Origin of the sequence: Pseudomonas sp. BCA17 (assembly GCF_004519405.1) — a bacterium.
Taxonomy (GTDB): Bacteria; Pseudomonadota; Gammaproteobacteria; order Pseudomonadales; family Pseudomonadaceae; genus Aquipseudomonas.
Genome location: NZ_SGWI01000002.1, coordinates 469,123 through 486,510, shown reverse-complemented (window position 1 = coordinate 486,510; position 17,388 = coordinate 469,123). Strand labels below are relative to the sequence as shown.

Annotated in this window: 14 protein-coding genes; 9 read left to right on the top strand and 5 right to left on the bottom strand. The window is 60.7% G+C overall.

Features of this window, described 5'->3' with window-relative positions; all coding sequences use genetic code 11:
• Positions 1 to 5: 5 nt before the first annotated feature.
• From murD to lpxC, 9 genes are all read left to right on the top strand, one after another.
• Positions 6 to 1,352: a UDP-N-acetylmuramoyl-L-alanine--D-glutamate ligase gene (murD, locus tag EXW71_RS11085; protein ID WP_134658599.1), complete on the top strand. Its 1,347-nt coding sequence runs from the start codon at positions 6 to 8 to the stop codon at positions 1,350 to 1,352.
• A 2-nt stretch (positions 1,353 to 1,354) separates the two neighbouring features.
• Complete coding sequence (gene ftsW / locus EXW71_RS11080) at positions 1,355 to 2,572, top strand: putative lipid II flippase FtsW (RefSeq protein WP_123715206.1); 1,218 nt, start codon at positions 1,355 to 1,357, stop codon at positions 2,570 to 2,572.
• A complete protein-coding gene (murG, locus tag EXW71_RS11075) occupies positions 2,562 to 3,632 on the top strand; it encodes an undecaprenyldiphospho-muramoylpentapeptide beta-N-acetylglucosaminyltransferase (protein WP_134658597.1) in 1,071 nt (356 codons plus the stop codon). The genes ftsW and murG overlap by 11 nt, the downstream gene beginning before the upstream one ends.
• A complete protein-coding gene (gene murC / locus EXW71_RS11070) occupies positions 3,625 to 5,070 on the top strand; it encodes a UDP-N-acetylmuramate--L-alanine ligase (protein WP_123714638.1) in 1,446 nt (481 codons plus the stop codon). The genes murG and murC overlap by 8 nt, the downstream gene beginning before the upstream one ends.
• A complete protein-coding gene (locus EXW71_RS11065; RefSeq protein WP_123714639.1) occupies positions 5,067 to 6,023 on the top strand; it encodes a D-alanine--D-alanine ligase in 957 nt (318 codons plus the stop codon). Before murC ends, EXW71_RS11065 begins: the two co-directional genes overlap by 4 nt.
• A gap of 4 nt (positions 6,024 to 6,027) precedes the next feature.
• Positions 6,028 to 6,897, top strand: coding sequence for a cell division protein FtsQ/DivIB (locus tag EXW71_RS11060; RefSeq protein WP_123714640.1), 870 nt, complete (start codon positions 6,028 to 6,030; stop codon positions 6,895 to 6,897).
• 15 nt (positions 6,898 to 6,912) lie between these two features.
• A complete protein-coding gene (gene ftsA / locus EXW71_RS11055; protein WP_134658595.1) occupies positions 6,913 to 8,175 on the top strand; it encodes a cell division protein FtsA in 1,263 nt (420 codons plus the stop codon).
• Positions 8,176 to 8,248: 73 nt separating this feature from the next.
• Positions 8,249 to 9,445 carry a cell division protein FtsZ gene (gene ftsZ / locus EXW71_RS11050; protein ID WP_123714641.1) on the top strand — a complete coding sequence of 399 codons (1,197 nt, stop codon included), beginning with the start codon at positions 8,249 to 8,251 and terminating at the stop codon, positions 9,443 to 9,445.
• A gap of 112 nt (positions 9,446 to 9,557) precedes the next feature.
• Complete coding sequence (gene lpxC, locus EXW71_RS11045; RefSeq protein ID WP_003171886.1) at positions 9,558 to 10,469, top strand: UDP-3-O-acyl-N-acetylglucosamine deacetylase; 912 nt, start codon at positions 9,558 to 9,560, stop codon at positions 10,467 to 10,469.
• A 108-nt stretch (positions 10,470 to 10,577) separates the two neighbouring features.
• On the opposite strand, the gene EXW71_RS11040 is transcribed toward lpxC, so the two are convergent.
• The 5 genes from EXW71_RS11040 to EXW71_RS11020 form a co-directional block, all read right to left on the bottom strand.
• Positions 10,578 to 12,068 carry a diguanylate cyclase gene (locus EXW71_RS11040; RefSeq protein ID WP_134658593.1) on the bottom strand — a complete coding sequence of 497 codons (1,491 nt, stop codon included), beginning with the start codon at positions 12,066 to 12,068 and terminating at the stop codon, positions 10,578 to 10,580.
• An 84-nt stretch (positions 12,069 to 12,152) separates the two neighbouring features.
• On the bottom strand, positions 12,153 to 13,646 hold the full coding sequence (locus EXW71_RS11035) for a sensor domain-containing diguanylate cyclase (RefSeq protein ID WP_134658591.1): 1,494 nt from the start codon (positions 13,644 to 13,646) through the stop codon (positions 12,153 to 12,155).
• 84 nt (positions 13,647 to 13,730) lie between these two features.
• On the bottom strand, positions 13,731 to 15,053 hold the full coding sequence (locus tag EXW71_RS11030) for an OprD family porin (protein WP_134658589.1): 1,323 nt from the start codon (positions 15,051 to 15,053) through the stop codon (positions 13,731 to 13,733).
• 285 nt (positions 15,054 to 15,338) lie between these two features.
• The gene (locus EXW71_RS11025) at positions 15,339 to 16,703 is read right to left on the bottom strand and encodes a heavy metal sensor histidine kinase (RefSeq protein WP_134658587.1); all 1,365 of its coding nucleotides are present in this window, start codon (positions 16,701 to 16,703) and stop codon (positions 15,339 to 15,341) included.
• Entirely contained in the window at positions 16,693 to 17,385 is a 693-nt protein-coding gene (locus EXW71_RS11020) for a heavy metal response regulator transcription factor (RefSeq protein ID WP_134658585.1), read from the bottom strand. The genes EXW71_RS11025 and EXW71_RS11020 overlap by 11 nt, the downstream gene beginning before the upstream one ends.
• Between the last annotated feature and the right edge of the window lie 3 nt (positions 17,386 to 17,388).

Here is a 17,388-nt window from a genome sequence, read left to right as displayed (position 1 = left end):
AACGAGTGTCCCTGATCGCTTCAGACCATTTCCGCATCGTTGTCGGCCTCGGCAAGAGCGGCATGTCCCTGGTTCGCTTCCTGGCGAACCGGGGTGTGTCGTTCGCCGTGGCCGATACGCGGGAAAATCCACCGGAGCTGGTCACGCTGCGCCGTGACTACCCGCACGTGGAAGTGCGTTGTGGCGAGCTGGATGTCGAGTTTCTGTGCCGTGCCGACGAGCTCTACGTGAGCCCCGGCCTGGCCCTGGCGACACCAGCCCTGCAAGCTGCGGCGGCACGTGGCGTGAAGCTGTCGGGCGATATCGACCTGTTCGCGCGTAACGCGAAGGCGCCGATCGTGGCCATCAGCGGCTCCAATGCGAAAAGCACCGTGACCACCCTGGTCGGGGACATGGCGTTGGCGGCCGGCAAGCGCGTGGCCGTGGGCGGCAACCTCGGCACTCCTGCACTGGATTTGCTCAGCGACGACATCGAGCTGTACGTGATGGAGCTGTCGAGCTTCCAACTGGAAACCACCCATGACCTGGGTGCCGAAGTAGCCACCGTGTTGAACGTCAGCGAAGACCACATGGACCGCTACAGCGGCCTGCCGGCGTATCACCTGGCCAAGCACCGGATCTTCCGTGATGCCAGACAGGTGGTGGTCAATCGTCAGGACGCCTTGAGCCGTCCGCTGATGAGCGAGGGCCTGCCGTGCTGGACCTTCGGTCTCGGCAAACCCGATTTCAAAGCCTTCGGCATCCGTGAAGAGAACGGCGAGAAATACCTGGCCTTCGAATTCCAGAACCTGATGCCGGTGCGCGAGCTGAAAATCCGTGGTGCTCATAACCAGTCCAACGCCCTGGCGGCGCTGGCGCTCGGGCATGCCGTTGGCCTGCCGTTTGACGCCATGTTGTCGGCACTGCGTACCTTTGGCGGCCTCGAGCATCGCTGCCAGTGGGTGCGCGATCTGAATGGCGTCAGCTATTACAACGACTCCAAGGCTACCAACGTCGGTGCGGCGCTGGCTGCCATCGAAGGCCTCGGTGCCGATATCGAGGGCAAGCTGGTGCTGATCGCCGGTGGCGACGGCAAGGGCGCCGACTTCAAGGACCTCAAAGGCCCGGTAGCTGAACATTGCCGCGCGGTGGTGCTGATGGGGCGCGACTCCGACCTGATCGCCGCCGCCCTTGGCGATGCCGTGGCGCAAGTGCGCGCCACCTCGCTGGACGACGCCATCGCCCAATGCAAAGCCCTGGCCCAGCCAGGTGATGCGGTGCTGCTGTCGCCAGCCTGCGCCAGTTTCGACATGTTCAAGAACTACGAAGAGCGCGGCCAGCTGTTCGCCCGCGCCGTGGAGGCCTTGGCATGAGCATGAATTTCAGAAACATCATCAAGCCCTACCCGTCGCCGATCATCACCGGACGCGGTATCGACCTCGATTTCCCGATGCTCGCCGGTTGCCTTGCACTGTTGGGCCTGGGCTTGGTGATGATCACTTCGGCATCTTCCGAAGTGGCCGCGGTGCAGTCGGGCAACACGCTGTACATGATGATCCGTCACCTGGTGTACCTGGTGATCGGCCTCGGTGCCTGCGTTGTCACCATGATGATCCCTATTGCCACCTGGCAACGCCTGGGCTGGATGATGCTGATCGGTGCGTTCGGCTTGTTGGTGATGGTGATCCTGCCCGGTATCGGTCGCGAGGTGAACGGTTCGATGCGCTGGATCGGCTTCGGTGCGTTCAACGTGCAGCCGTCGGAAATCGCCAAGGTGTTCGTGGTGATCTACCTCGCCGGCTACCTGGTACGTCGCCAGAAAGAAGTGCGCGAAAGCTGGATGGGCTTCTTCAAGCCGTTCATCGTGCTGCTGCCGATGGCCGGCCTGTTGCTGATGGAGCCCGACTTCGGAGCAACCGTCGTAATGATGGGCGCGGCGGCAGCGATGTTGTTCCTTGGCGGCGTGGGCCTGTTCCGCTTTACCTTGATGGTGGTGCTGGCGGTCGCGGCCGTGACGATTCTGGTCCAGGCGCAACCCTATCGTATGGCGCGTCTGATCACCTTTACCGACCCATGGTCCGACCAGTTCGGCTCCGGCTACCAGTTGACCCAGGCGCTGATCGCCTTCGGTCGCGGCGAGTGGCTGGGCGTGGGCCTGGGCAACAGTGTGCAGAAGCAGTTCTACCTGCCGGAAGCGCATACCGACTTCGTATTCTCGGTACTCGCCGAAGAGCTGGGCGTAGTCGGGTCGTTGTGCACCGTCGCGCTGTTCTTGTTCGTGTGCGTACGCGGCATGTACATCGGCTTGTGGGCCGAGAAGGCCAAACAGTATTTCGCCGCCTATGTGGCATACGGCTTGTCGTTCCTGTGGATCGGCCAGTTCCTGATCAACATCGGGGTGAACGTCGGCCTGCTGCCGACCAAGGGCCTGACCTTGCCGTTCCTCAGTTACGGCGGCAGTTCGTTGGTGATCTGCTGCGTGTGCCTGGGCTTGTTGCTGCGCATCGAGTGGGAGAGTCGAACCCACCTGGGCAGCGAAGAGATGGAGTTCAGCGAAAGCGACTTCGCCGAGGAGCCATCTCATGGGCGCTAACGTGCTGATCATGGCGGGCGGCACCGGGGGCCATGTGTTCCCGGCCCTGGCTTGCGCCCGTGAATTCCAGAGCCGTGGCTATACGGTGCATTGGCTGGGTACGCCGCGCGGCATCGAAAACGATCTGGTACCGAATGCCGGCCTGCCCTTGCATCTGATCAACGTCACCGGCTTGCGTGGCAAAAGCAAATTGTCCCTGCTCAAGGCACCGTTTGTATTGCTCAAGGCGGTGTGGCAGGCACGCAAGATCATTCGTCAATTGCAGCCAGTGTGCGTGCTCGGGTTTGGCGGCTATGTGACCGGCCCGGGTGGCGTTGCGGCAAAGCTTGCCGGCGTGCCGGTGATCGTGCACGAGCAGAACGCCGTTGCCGGCACTGCCAACCGCCTGTTGGTGCCGTTGGCTGCACGGGTGTGCGAGGCCTTCCCGAAGACCTTTGGCGCATCGGACAAACTGCGTACCACCGGCAATCCGGTACGCACCGAGCTGTTTATGGATATCGCGCGCCAGGCCCTGGCCGGGCGCAAGGCTCACCTGCTGATCCTGGGCGGAAGCCTGGGCTCCGAGCCTCTGAACAAATTGCTGCCGGAAGCGGTGGCGCAACTCCCTGTGGAGTTGCGTCCGGAGATCTTCCATCAGGCCGGCAAGGATCACGGTGAAGTCACCGCCAAGCGCTACCGCGAGGCCGGTGTGGAGGCGAACGTACAGCCCTTCATCAAAGACATGGCCCATGCCTATGGCTGGGCCGACCTGGTGGTCTGCCGCGCTGGTGCGCTGACCGTCAGTGAACTGGCCGCCGCCGGTCTGCCGTCGTTGCTGGTGCCTTTGCCCCACGCCATCGACGATCACCAGACCCGCAACGCCGAATATTTGGCCGGGGAAGGCGCTGCCTTCCTGCTGCCGCAAAGAACGACTGGCGCCGCCGATTTGGCCGCACGCCTGACCGAGGTTTTGATGCAACCGCAACGACTCAGCAACATGGCGAGCACCGCAAGCCGCCTGGCCAAACCTGACGCAACCCGCACCGTGGTCGACATCTGCCTGGAGGTGGCCCATGGTTGAGAATCAGAAAGCCATGCCACAACCGGAAATGCGCCGTATCCGTCGCATCCACTTCGTCGGTATCGGCGGCGTGGGCATGTGCGGTATTGCCGAAGTATTGCTGAACCTGGGTTACCAGGTATCCGGTTCGGACTTGAAAGAGTCGCCGGTCACCGATCGCCTGAAGTCCTTCGGTGCACAGATCTTCATCGGCCATCGCGCCGAGAACGCCGCCGAGGCTGATGTACTGGTGGTTTCCAGTGCCGTGAACACCTCGAACCCGGAAGTGGCGACTGCCCTTGAGCGTCGTATTCCGGTGGTGCCACGCGCCGAGATGCTGGCCGAGTTGATGCGCTATCGCCATGGCATCGCCGTCGCCGGTACCCACGGCAAAACCACCACAACCAGCTTGATCGCTTCCGTATTCGCGGCCGGTGGCCTGGACCCGACGTTCGTGATCGGTGGCCGCCTGAACGCAGCCGGCACCAATGCACAGCTCGGTACCAGCCGCTACCTGATCGCCGAAGCCGACGAAAGTGATGCCAGCTTCCTGCACCTGCAACCGCTGGTTGCTGTGGTGACCAACATCGACGCCGACCACATGGCGACCTACGACGGCGACTTCAACAAGTTGAAGAAAACCTTCGTCGAGTTCCTGCACAACCTGCCGTTCTACGGGTTGGCCGTGGTGTGCCTGGATGATCCGGTTGTGCGTGAAATCCTGCCGCTGGTCAAGCGTCCGACCGTGACCTACGGCTTCAGCGAAGACGCAGACGTGCGCGCGATCAATGTGCGCCAGGAGGGCATGCAGACCTTCTTCACCGTGCTGCGTCCTGACCGCGAGCCGCTGGATGTTTCGGTGAACATGCCGGGCAACCACAACGTGTTGAACTCCCTGGCGACCATCTGCATCGCTACCGACGAAGGCGTCAGTGATGAAGCCATTGTCGAAGGCTTGTCGCGCTTTGCCGGTGTGGGCCGTCGTTTCCAGGTCTACGGCCAACTGCCGGTAGAAGGCGGCGATGTCATGCTGGTCGACGACTACGGTCACCATCCGACCGAAGTCGCTGCGGTGATCAAAGCCGTGCGTGGAGGCTGGCCGGAGCGCCGCCTGGTGATGGTCTACCAGCCGCACCGCTATAGCCGTACCCGTGACCTGTACGACGATTTCGTCAATGTATTGGCTGATGCCAACGTGTTGTTGTTGATGGAGGTCTACCCGGCCGGTGAAGAACCGATCCCGGGCGCCGACAGCCGCAAGTTATGCAACAGCATCCGCCAGCGCGGCCAGTTGGACCCGATCTACATCGAGCGCGGTGTGGACCTGGCGCCGCTGGTCAAGCCACTGCTGCGCGCCGGTGACATCCTGCTGTGCCAGGGCGCCGGCGATATTGGTGGCCTTGCCCCTAAATTGCTGGCGAGCCCGTTGTTCGCCGCAGCACAGGGGAAGTCGAAATGATCACGAATTACGACGCCCTGTTTTCCACCCTCACGCCCGCCGACTTTGGCCGCGTGGCGGTATTGTTCGGCGGCAAAAGTGCTGAGCGCGAAGTGTCGCTCAAGTCCGGCAACGCCGTGCTGCAAGCGCTGCAAAGTGCCGGTGTGAACGCCTTCGGCATCGACGTGGGCGACGACTTCCTCGCCCGTCTGCAGGCCGAGAAAATCGACCGTGCCTTCATCATCCTGCACGGCCGCGGTGGTGAAGACGGCAGCATGCAGGGCTTGCTGGAGTGCGCCGGCATTCCTTACACCGGTAGTGGCATCCTGGCTTCGGCCCTGGCCATGGACAAGTTGCGCACCAAGCAGGTGTGGCACAGCCTGGGTATTCCAACCCCGCGTCACAGTGTTCTGTGCAGCGAAGACGATTGTATTTCTGCAGCCGAGGAACTGGGCCTGCCTTTGATCGTCAAACCAGCCCATGAAGGCTCCAGTATCGGCATGGCCAAAGTGAACTCGGCCGCCGAATTGATCGACGCATGGAAAGCGGCAAGTACCTACGATTCGCAAGTGTTGGTGGAACAGTGGATCTCCGGTCCCGAGTACACCATCGCCACCCTGCGTGGCCAGGTATTGCCGCCTATCGCATTGGGCACGCCCCACACCTTTTATGACTACGACGCCAAGTACCTGGCCTCCGATACTCAGTACCGGATTCCATGTGGCCTCGACGCAACCAAGGAACAGGAATTGATGGACCTCACGGCGAAAGCCTGTGAGGCACTGGGTATCGCCGGTTGGGCGCGGGCAGACGTGATGCAGGATGAGCAAGGGAATTTCTGGTTCCTGGAAGTCAATACCGCTCCCGGCATGACCGATCACAGCCTGGTACCTATGGCTGCCCGTGCTGCCGGTTTGGATTTCCAGCAGTTGGTGCTGGCGATTCTGGCCGCAAGCATTGAGTCAAGAGGCTAAGAACATGAACGGCGCATCGCTTCGTCATCAGCCCCCACAAGCACCGAGCCGCAAGCCGGTGCCGCGGGGTGCCAGCCGGATGGTGGCTAAAGAGCCGATGTCGGTGCGCTTGCCGAAAGCCAACTTTGGTTTTCTCAAGGCGCTGTTCTGGCCGGTGCTGCTGGTGGTGTTGGGTTTCGGCACCTACGAGGGTGCCCAGCGTCTGTTGCCGTATGCCGACCGACCGATCACCAAGATCAGTGTGCAGGGCGACTTGAGCTACATCAGCCAGCAGGCAGTGCAGCAGCGCATCGGCCCGTACCTGTCGGCGAGCTTCTTCACCATCGACCTGGCCGGCATGCGCTCGGAGCTTGAACAGATGCCGTGGATCGCCCACGCCGAAGTCCGCCGTGTGTGGCCGGACCAAGTGACGATCCGCCTGGAAGAACAGCTGCCCGTGGCCCGTTGGGGCGATGGCGCGCTGTTGAACAACCAGGGGCAGGCGTTCGCGCCGCGTGAAGTGGCCAACTACGAGCACCTGCCGCAGCTGTTCGGGCCGCAGCGGGCGCAACAGCAAGTGATGCAGCAGTATCAGGCGTTGAGCCAGATGCTGCGGCCACTGGGCTTCTCCATCGCACGCCTGGAGTTGCGTGAGCGGGGCAGCTGGTTTTTGACGACCGGGGCAGGCAGTTCCGGCCCGGGCATCGAGTTGTTGCTGGGACGCGACCGCTTGGTGGAGAAGATGCGCCGCTTTATTGCCATCTATGACAAAACCTTGAAAGAACAGATTACGAACATTGCGAGCGTCGACCTGCGTTACGCCAACGGCCTGGCCGTCGGCTGGCGTACACCGGTTGCGCCCACGGCAGCACAACCCGCTGTCGCGAAGAATTAAGAAGAGGCAGGACCCATGGCAAACGTGCAAAGCGGCAAAATGATCGTCGGTCTCGATATCGGCACCTCCAAGGTGGTGGCGCTGGTGGGCGAGGTCGGGGAAGACGGCACGATCGAAATCGTCGGTATTGGCACGCATCCGTCCCGGGGCCTCAAGAAGGGCGTGGTGGTGAACATCGAGTCCACCGTGCAATCGATCCAGCGCGCCATCGAAGAAGCGCAGCTGATGGCCGGTTGCCGGATTCACTCGGCGTTCGTCGGCGTGGCCGGCAACCATATCCGCAGCTTGAACTCCCACGGCATCGTGGCGATCCGCGACCGTGAAGTCAGCTCGGCCGACCTCGAGCGCGTCCTCGACGCCGCCCAGGCCGTGGCGATCCCGGCTGACCAGCGCGTGCTGCACACCCTGCCGCAGGACTATGTGATCGACAACCAGGAAGGTGTTCGCGAGCCCCTGGGCATGTCGGGCGTACGCCTGGAAGCCAAGGTCCACGTGGTGACCTGCGCGGTCAACGCCGCGCAGAACATCGAGAAGTGCGTGCGTCGCTGCGGCCTGGAAATCGACGACATCATTCTCGAGCAGTTGGCCTCGGCCTACTCGGTACTGACCGACGACGAAAAAGAACTGGGCGTGTGCCTGGTGGACATCGGCGGTGGCACCACCGACATCGCGATCTTCACCGAAGGTGCGATCCGTCACACCGCCGTGATCCCGATTGCGGGTGATCAGGTGACCAACGACATCGCCATGGCCTTGCGTACACCGACCCAGTACGCCGAAGAAATCAAGATCCGCTACGCCTGCGCCCTGGCCAAGCTGGCCGGTGCCGGTGAAACCATCAAGGTCCCGAGCGTCGGCGACCGTCCACCGCGCGAACTGTCGCGCCAGGCCTTGGCCGAAGTGGTCGAGCCGCGCTACGACGAGCTGTTCACCCTGATCCAGGCGGAACTGCGCCGCAGTGGCTACGAAGACCTGATTCCGGCCGGCATCGTGCTGACCGGTGGCACCTCGAAGATGGAAGGCGCGGTCGAACTGGCCGAGGAAATCTTCCACATGCCGGTGCGCCTGGGTGTACCCCATGGCGTCAAGGGCCTGGGCGATGTGGTGCGCAACCCGATTTATTCCACCGGTGTGGGCTTGCTGTTGTACGGACTGCAAAAGCAGACCGACGGCATTTCCCTGTCGGGCTCGAGCATCCGTGACAGCTACCGCAGCGACGACGATGAGAAAGCGCCGTTGCTGGATCGGATCAAAAGCTGGGTGCAAGGCAATTTCTGACGATTTACCGCAACACCGCAACACCGTTCTAAGCAGTAGGCGAAAAAACTAGAGAAATGAAAGGAGAGGGAACATGTTCGAACTCGTAGACAACATCCCCGCAAGCCCGGTCATCAAAGTGATCGGTGTCGGCGGTGGCGGCGGCAACGCTGTTAACCATATGGTCAAGAGCAACATTGAAGGCGTTGAATTCATCTGCGCCAACACTGATGCCCAAGCACTGAAAAGCATCGGTGCGCGGACCATCCTGCAATTGGGCACAGCCGTGACCAAGGGCCTCGGCGCCGGCGCCAACCCGGAAGTCGGCCGTCAAGCCGCTCTGGAAGACCGCGAGCGTATCGCCGAAGTGCTGCAAGGCACCAACATGGTGTTCATCACCACCGGCATGGGCGGCGGTACCGGTACCGGTGCTGCGCCGATCATTGCCGAAGTGGCCAAGGAAATGGGCATTCTGACGGTCGCTGTTGTGACTCGTCCGTTCCCGTTCGAAGGTCGCAAGCGCATGCAGATCGCCGACGAAGGTATCCGTCTGCTGTCTGAAAGCGTTGACTCGTTGATCACCATTCCCAACGAGAAACTGCTGACCATCCTGGGCAAGGACGCCAGCCTGCTGTCGGCTTTCGCCAAGGCTGACGACGTATTGGCCGGTGCCGTTCGCGGTATTTCCGACATCATCAAGCGTCCAGGCATGATCAACGTCGACTTTGCCGACGTTCGTACCGTGATGAGCGAAATGGGCATGGCGATGATGGGCACTGGCTGCGCCAGCGGTCCGAACCGTGCACGTGAAGCCACTGAAGCGGCGATCCGCAACCCGTTGCTGGAAGACGTGAACCTGCAAGGCGCGCGCGGCATCCTGGTGAACATCACCGCCGGTCCCGACCTGTCCCTGGGCGAGTACTCCGACGTGGGTAGCATCATCGAAGCCTTCGCTTCCGAGCACGCCATGGTCAAAGTCGGCACCGTTATCGATCCGGACATGCGTGATGAACTGCACGTGACCGTGGTTGCTACCGGCCTGGGTGCGAAAATCGAGAAGCCTGTGAAGGTCATCGACAACACCCTGCACAACAGCCAGGCCAGCCAGGCAGCGGCCGCTCCAGCACCCGTGCGTCAGGAACAACCGTCGGTGAACTACCGTGACCTGGACCGTCCGACCGTGATGCGCAACCAGGCTCAGGCCGGTACTGCAGCGTCCCGTAGCCTGAATCCGCAAGATGATCTGGACTATCTGGACATCCCGGCATTCTTGCGTCGTCAGGCCGATTAATGGAATGTATCAGGGCTATGAAGGTGATTGGTGTTCAGCAAAGGTCTGGTCTGCTATTATCGCCAGCCTTTGTTGATACCAGTTCGCAATTTGCGCTGAAGCGGTCCAAGCCATGATTAAACAACGCACCCTGAAGAATATTATCCGTGCAACAGGTGTAGGTCTGCACTCCGGGGAGAAGGTATACCTGACCCTCAAACCTGCACCTGTCGACACCGGCATCGTGTTTGTTCGTGCCGACCTGGACCCTGTGGTGCAGATTCCTGCTCGCGCGGAAAACGTTGGCGAAACCACTATGTCGACCACGTTGGTCAATGGTGACGTCAAAGTGGATACGGTGGAGCACTTGCTCTCGGCCATGGCTGGCCTGGGCATCGATAACGCCTACGTCGAGCTCTCCGCGTCCGAAGTCCCTATCATGGATGGCAGCGCCGGACCCTTCGTATTCTTGATTCAATCTGCCGGCCTGGAAGAACAGGACGCAGCCAAGAAGTTCATTCGCATTCTGCGGGAAGTGACAGTAGAAGACGGCGACAAACGCGCCACCTTCGTCCCGTTCGAAGGCTTTAAAGTGAGCTTTGAGATCGATTTCGATCACCCGGTATTCCGTGACCGCACCCAAAGTGCAAGCGTGGATTTTTCCAGCACTTCGTTCGTAAAAGAAGTCAGCCGCGCCCGTACCTTTGGTTTCATGAGTGACATCGAGTACCTGCGCAAGCACAACCTCGCACTCGGCGGTAGTGTTGAAAACGCCATTGTGGTCGACGCGGATGGTGTACTGAACGAAGACGGCCTTCGCTATGAAGACGAGTTCGTGAAGCACAAGATCCTCGATGCAATCGGTGACCTCTACCTGCTGGGCAATAGCCTGATAGGTGAGTTCAAAGGCTTCAAGTCGGGCCACGCCCTTAACAACCAGCTGCTGCGCAAGTTGATTGAGCAGACAGACGCTTGGGAAGTCGTGACCTTCGAAGATGCCAGCACCGCACCGATCTCTTACATGCGTCCCGTTGCGGCGGTGTAAGTAACAACTCTCTTTCTTTAGTTTTGAAAGGCCACCTTCGGGTGGCCTTTTTTTTGCTCAATTTTAAATGCAGTCCAATCCGGGAGGGGGGTTGGCTCCCTTGCACGTTCAAACGGTCGCCGCATCCACGATACGGTTACGGCCTGTGTGCTTGGCCTGATAGAGCGCCTGGTCTGCACTGAGCAACAGCGCTTCCAGCGACATGCGGCTGCGTTTATCCCAAGTGCTCGCACCAATGCTCACGGTAATCGGCTGATCGGCACCGGCTACCCGAGGCAGGTGCTCGACACTGCTACGGATATGCTCGGCAATCACCCATGCACCCTTGGCATCGGTATTCGGCAGCACCACCGCGAACTCTTCCCCGCCATACCGCGCCGCCAGGTCGGCAGGTCGACGGATGTTGTCGTCTATCACCCGGGCGACTGTGCGCAGTGCCTCGTCGCCGCCGTGGTGGCCGTGGCGGTCGTTGAACGCCTTGAAGTGGTCGACATCGATCATCAACAACGTCAGGGGTTCGGTGGTGCGTTGTGCGCGGTCCCATTCCAAACGCAGACGTTCGTCGAGGGTACGGCGGTTGGCGACCCCGGTCAGGGCGTCGGTGGCTGCCAATTCTGACAGCACCTGCTCGGCGCGATGACGGCGTCCCAGTTCCTTGCTCAGCATCCAGGTCAGCCATAAAAGGCCGGTGCACAGCACCCCGGTGGCGAGGCTGATCAGCACGGTCGCGCGTTTCCATTGGGCAAAGACCTCATCGGTAGACAGCGCCACCGCTACGATCAGCGGCAAGCTGCCGACGCTGGAAAAGGTGTAAAGCCGCTCCTGGCCGTCCACACTGGAAATGCCACGAAAGCTGCCATCCCGCTCTTTGAGCATGCGCGCCACATTGGGGCGTTGGCTCAGGTCTTTGTCGACGATGTCCTGCTCCAGCAACGGTTGTTGCGCGAGCAGGATGCCCCGGTGGTTGATCAGGTTGATGGTGCTGTTACTGCCGATACTCAGGCTGCTGAACAACTGATGGAAGTACGACAGGCGCATGGAGGCCACCGCGACACCCTGGAAACTGCCGTCCGGTGCGGTAAGCCGGCGACTGAACGCGATACGCCATTGGTCATCGCATACGCAGCGCGCCGAAAACGGTCGGCTGATATACAGGCCTGAGTCAGGGTGGGTGCGGTGCACTTGGAAATAGTCACGATCAGCGAAATTGCCCGCCTTGGGGACGAGCAATGAAGAGTCGGCGATCACCTCGCCATCTGCGTCCAGCAGCAGGATATCGCCCTTGTACGGTGCCGCAGCGGAGCGGTCGAACAGCACCAGGTGCCGGATGTTCGCGGAAACACCCTGCAAGTCACTGCGTTGGGCGGCGGCGATCAAGCCTTGGAGGGCCGTGTCATAAAGCTCGACGTTGCGCAGTACATCGGCATCGATGAGTTGTGTGATGTTGTTCGCCGTGCGTGTGGCGGTTCTCAAGGTATTGCCGTGCTCTCGAATCAGCAGTGCGGTGACGATCGCCACGATCAGCATGACAGTGAGGACGCTGCCCAGGATCAACAAACGTTCCGGGCGACGTGTGGGGCGTGAGGGGCTCGGGCTCATCGGGCTGACTTCTGTTTCCTGGATGCCAATAGCGTAGTACGTGCAGGCATTTGCAGGGTACAGGTTGCTGGTGAGTGATCAAGCTCAGAGCAGGCCGGCGTCTACAATTCGATTACGCCCCGTGTGCTTGGCTTCGTAGAGCGCCTGATCGGCCCCGAGCAACAAGGCTTCCAATGAAAGGCGGCTGCCTTTATCCCAGGTGCTCATGCCGATGCTCACGGTAATCGGCTGCTCGGCGTCGGCCACCAGTGGCAGACGCTCGACACTGCTGCGGATATGTTCGGCAATCACCCAGGCGCCTTTGACGTCGGTATGCGGCAGCACCACCGCAAACTCTTCCCCACCGTAGCGTGCAGCCAGGTCGGCCGGGCGACGGATGTTGCTGCCGATTACCTGGGCGACCGTACGCAGCGCCTCATCGCCACCGTGATGACCATGGCGATCATTGAACGCCTTGAAGTGGTCGACGTCGATCATCAGCAGCGTCAGCGGCTCGGTCGATCGCTGTGCGCGGTCCCACTCCAGTTGCAGGCGCTGGTCGAGGATACGGCGGTTCGCCAGGCCGGTCAGGGCGTCGGTGGCGGCCAGTTCCGACAGCACCTGTTCGGCGCGATAGCGGCGGCGCAGTTCCCGGCGCAGCATCCAGGTCAACCATAACAAGCCGATGCACAGTACACCGGTGGCGCCACTGGTCAGCAGTGCGGCACGTTTCCAGGGAGCGAACACATCCTCGCTGGACAGGGCCACCACCACGATCAGCGGCAGCTCGCCCACCTTGGTGAAGGTGTACAGGCGCTTTGCCCCGCTGAGAGTGGAGACCGCCTGGAAACTGCCTTCACCCTCGCGCATGATGCGTTTGAAATTGGGCCGATCGCTCAGGTCCTTGTCGATCATGTCGCTTTCCAGCAGTGGCTGCTGGGCCAGGAGAATGCCTTGGGTGTTCAGCAGGTTGACGCTGCCGCTATTGCCGATAGTGAGGCGATTGAACAACTGATCGAAATACGCCAGGCGCATGGTCGCCACCGCCACGCCGAGAAACTCGCCATTGGGGCCTGATACGCGGCGGCTGAATGCGATACGCCAGACTTGGTCGCAGTCGCAACGGATCTTGAACGGGCGACTGATGAACAGCCCAGCCTGGGGATCTTCTTTCTGCGCCTGGAAGTAATCGCGCTCGGCGAAATTGCGCCGCGTCGGGCGCAGGGTCGAGGAGTCGGCAATCACTGCGCCATTGGCATCCAGTAGCAGGACTTCGCCTTTGAAGGGGGCTGCATTGGATTGATCAAACTGCACCAGGTGCTGGATAGCCGCTGGGGCCTGCGTCAAATCCTTGCGCGAGGTGGCTGCGATCAATCCCTGCAACGCCAGGTCGTAGAGTTCGACATTACGCAGCACATCGGCATTGATCAGTTGGGTGATGTTGGTGGCCATGCGCTTGGCCGCCTGCAGGGTGCTGGCGTGTTCGCGGCTCAGCAACACAGTGACGATCACGACAATCAGGATCACCGTCAGGCTACTGCCCACAATCAGCAGCAGCTCCGAGTGGACAGGCAGTTTACGATTGCGGGGTTGGCTCATCGCGCAGACTTCAACAGGAAGATGCTGGCAGTTTAGTTCTGCACGATGAAAATTAAATCATTGGTTAATAAGAAAAGTGTGTGGTCAGAATACGTTGATCGGGTAATCCACGATCACTCGGTATTCATCCACATCCCGGTCTACCGCCGAGTAGCCATCGCCACCGCGGTTGGTCGCCCATTGCAGGCGCACGGCCAGGTTCTTGGCCTTACCGCCCTGCACGACGTATTTCAGGTCGATGTCACGTTCCCAGTGCCTGGCGTCTTTACCTTCGGCGCTGTACCAGGCGCTGTAGCCGCGGCTGTTGGGGTCGACCTTGGTCAGGTCGGTTTTACCGCTGATATACGATACGGCAGAGGTCAGGCCTGGCATGCCGAGGCCGGCAAAGTCATAGGCGTACTTGAGTTTCCATGAGCGCTCGCCAGGTCCGTTGAAGTCCGAGTACTGCTGGGAGTTGTCCAGGTAAATACTGTCGCCCTGGGTGATGTAGTCGAACGGTGTATTGCCGTTGACCCGCTGGTAGGCGGCAGTGACGCTGTGATGGCCGATGCCCACGGTAAAATGCAGGCTGTAGGTGTTGTTGTCGATGTTGCCCAGCAACGACTGCCCCGTGTCCTGGGTGTGATAGTAGTGCAGGCCAGGGTTGAGGCTGACCAGGTCGTTCAGCGCGTAGGTGTAGTCCAGGTCGTAGTAGTACTGGTGCCAGACATCTTTGAGCTCGGAAGCGTATAGATTGCTGGTCAATCCCGGGACACCGCTGAACGATACGCCGGCCCAGTTCAGGTGCTGGCTGTCGGCGTGGTCCGGCAGGGTGCCGTAGCTGGTGCCGATGCGGCGGTGGCCGCTCTGGTTGTAGAGCTTGGTGAAGCTGGCCTGGCCACCTTCAAGCATCCAGCCATCGAAGCTGTGGTTGGTCAGGCTTACGCCACGGAAGGTTTGCGGCAGCATGCGGGTCATGCCGCCGGCGATCACCGGGTTGTTGAGGAATAAATCGCCGGCCTTCAGCTCGGTGTCGAACGCACGCATTTTCAGGGTGCCGCCAGCGGTGGAGAACGAACCGGGGGCTTTGCCGTTGCCGCTGCCGTAAGGAAGGATGCTGGAGCCGTCGGTGCCGCCGCCGCCATCAAGCTTGAGGCCGAGCATAGCGTTGAGGTCCAGGCCGAAACCGAGCGTGCCCTCGGTGTAGCCTGACTCGAAAGTGCCGATAAAACCCTGGCCCCATTCCTTGCTGTCATCGGTGTGAATGTCGCGGCGGTCGCGGTTCATGTAGTAGTTGCGGGTGTTGATGTTGAGGTGCGAGCCTGCCACGAATCCCTCTTGCGGGGTGGCGTCCGTCGCGTGGGCGAGAGGGGTGATCGTTGCTGCAATGGCAATGAATAGCGGGCTGAATATCAGTGAGGGTTTCACCGGTGAGGCTCCTTTGGTCAATCATTAACGGCCAATGTCGTAGGGAGTGCCTGGCCTTTTTTAGCGCAAAAAAAAGCCGCTGAAGTCAGCGGCTTTAAGACGAATTCCCAGTGTAGAGCCCTGGAAATAAGTCGAGGGAAATTCGGGTGAGCGTTAAGCTGTCTTTGCCGTCGCGCTCATCGGTGCGTCAAAGTAACGCAGGCGAGCGCTGCGATATAGAGTGTAACAAGATAATGACTGTTGCCCAAATCGCAACAGTCAGAGGTTTGGATGGCGGGTGTCCATTCAGACGGGCAGGGTGATACCGAAGGTATTGCCACCGCCCTCGCTGCGTACAAACACATCTCCACCGTGCATCAGCGCAATCGCCTTGACGATGGCCAGCCCCAACCCATGATTGGCCCCGCTGTTGCTGCGGGACGCGTCCACCCGATAGAAGCGTTCGAACAACCGTGGCAAGTGCTCGCCGGCTATCTCATCGCCAGGGTTGGTCACCGCAATCGTCACCTGATGCGCTTGCTGTTCAATGATCACGTCGATGATCTGCCCCGGCGCGGTGTGCTGCACCGCATTGCTCAGCAAGTTGATCAGCGCCCGGCGCAGATGGGCCTTTTCGATATGCACCAAGGCGTCGCCACGTACCTGCACGTTGACCTGGGCGTCTTCGAGGATGAAGTCCAGGTAGTCGAGGGTGGTTGCCACCTCATCGGCCAGTGAGCTTTCAATCAGTTTGGTTGCCTTGCTGCCCTGGTCGGCGCTGGCCAGGAACAACATGTCATTGATGATCGAACGCAGGCGTTCCAGCTCTTCAAGGTTGGATTGCAGCACCTCGAAGTAATGCTCCGCAGAGCGTCCTCGCGTGAGCGCGACTTGGGTTTGACCGATCAGGTTGGTCAGCGGCGAACGCAATTCGTGGGCTACATCGGCGTTGAACGATTCCAGACGCGAGTAGGCCTGTTCCACCCGGTCGAGGGTGGAGTTGAACGAGTTGACGAACTGACTCAGTTCCGGCGGCAGCGGCGATAACTGCAGCCGTCCGGAAAGTTTTGGCGGCGCAAGCTTCTGCGCTTCATCCGAGAGCTTGCCCAAGGGTTTGAGCCCGATGCGTGACACCCAGAACCCCAACAGGGCCGCCAGCATCACGCCGACGAAGGCCAGGCCGATCAGGGCCATCAACAACTGGTGTTGGGTGGCACGGAAATTCTCGGTGTCGATGGCAATCATGAAGCGCAATGGCGGGCGCTGTTCCTTGGCCGGGAATTGGCTCACCAGCACTTTGAACGGGTACTCATGCCCCGGCAGGCGCAGGTCACGCTTGCCGGTTGGGCCGGCGGCGAAGGCGCGAATCTGCGCATCCGGTGCACCGTATTCATAGTTGGGGTCACTGCTGACCACCCAAAACCGGATGCGTTTGTCTTCCTCACCCAACAGCTTGAGCTTGGCGGTGATCTTTGCCCAATGGTCCGGCGTACCGAAGCGTGTCACCGAGGATTCCAGCACGCTGTAGCGTGCATCCAGCTCGGCGCCGGGCAGCAAGCCCAGGCCACGGTCCACCTGCTGGTACAGCGCGCCGCCGATCAGTACGAAGATCAGCAGCGCCACCAGGGTGAACATGCCGCTCAGGCGCAGGGCGATAGAGTTAGCCACCACTTTGGTTCTCCAGCATGCGGCTCTCCAGCACATAACCCATGCCGCGAATGGTGTGCAGCAGTTTCTGTTCGAACGGCCCGTCGAGCTTGGCGCGCAGGCGTTTGATTGCAACTTCCACCACGTTGGCGTCACTGTCGAAATTGATGTCCCAGACCATTTCCGCAATAGCGGTCTTGGACAGAATTTCCCCCTGGCGTCGTGCCAATACACTGAGCAACGAGAACTCTTTCGCCGTGAGGTCCAGGCGTATGCCATTGCGGCTGGCCTTGCGGCTGATCAAGTCGATCCACAAGTCGGCAACGGTGACCTGTACAGGCTCATGCCCGCCACTTCGGCGGGTCAACGCTTGCAGGCGCGCCACCAGTTCCAGGAATGAAAACGGTTTGCCCAGATAATCATCGGCGCCTTCGCGCAGGCCACGGATACGGTCTTCCACGCGCTCGCGAGCGGTGAGCATGATCACCGGCGTCTGCTTGCGCGCACGCAATGCGCGCAGCACACCGAAGCCGTCGAGGCCGGGCAGCATGACGTCGAGCACGATCACCGCGTAGTCATTTTCCAGTGCCAGGTGCAAACCCTCGACGCCTTCGCGTGCTACATCGACGGTGTAGCCTTGCTCTGTCAGGCCGCGGTGCAGGTAATCCGCGGTTTTCTCTTCATCTTCAATAATCAGAACGCGCATGAG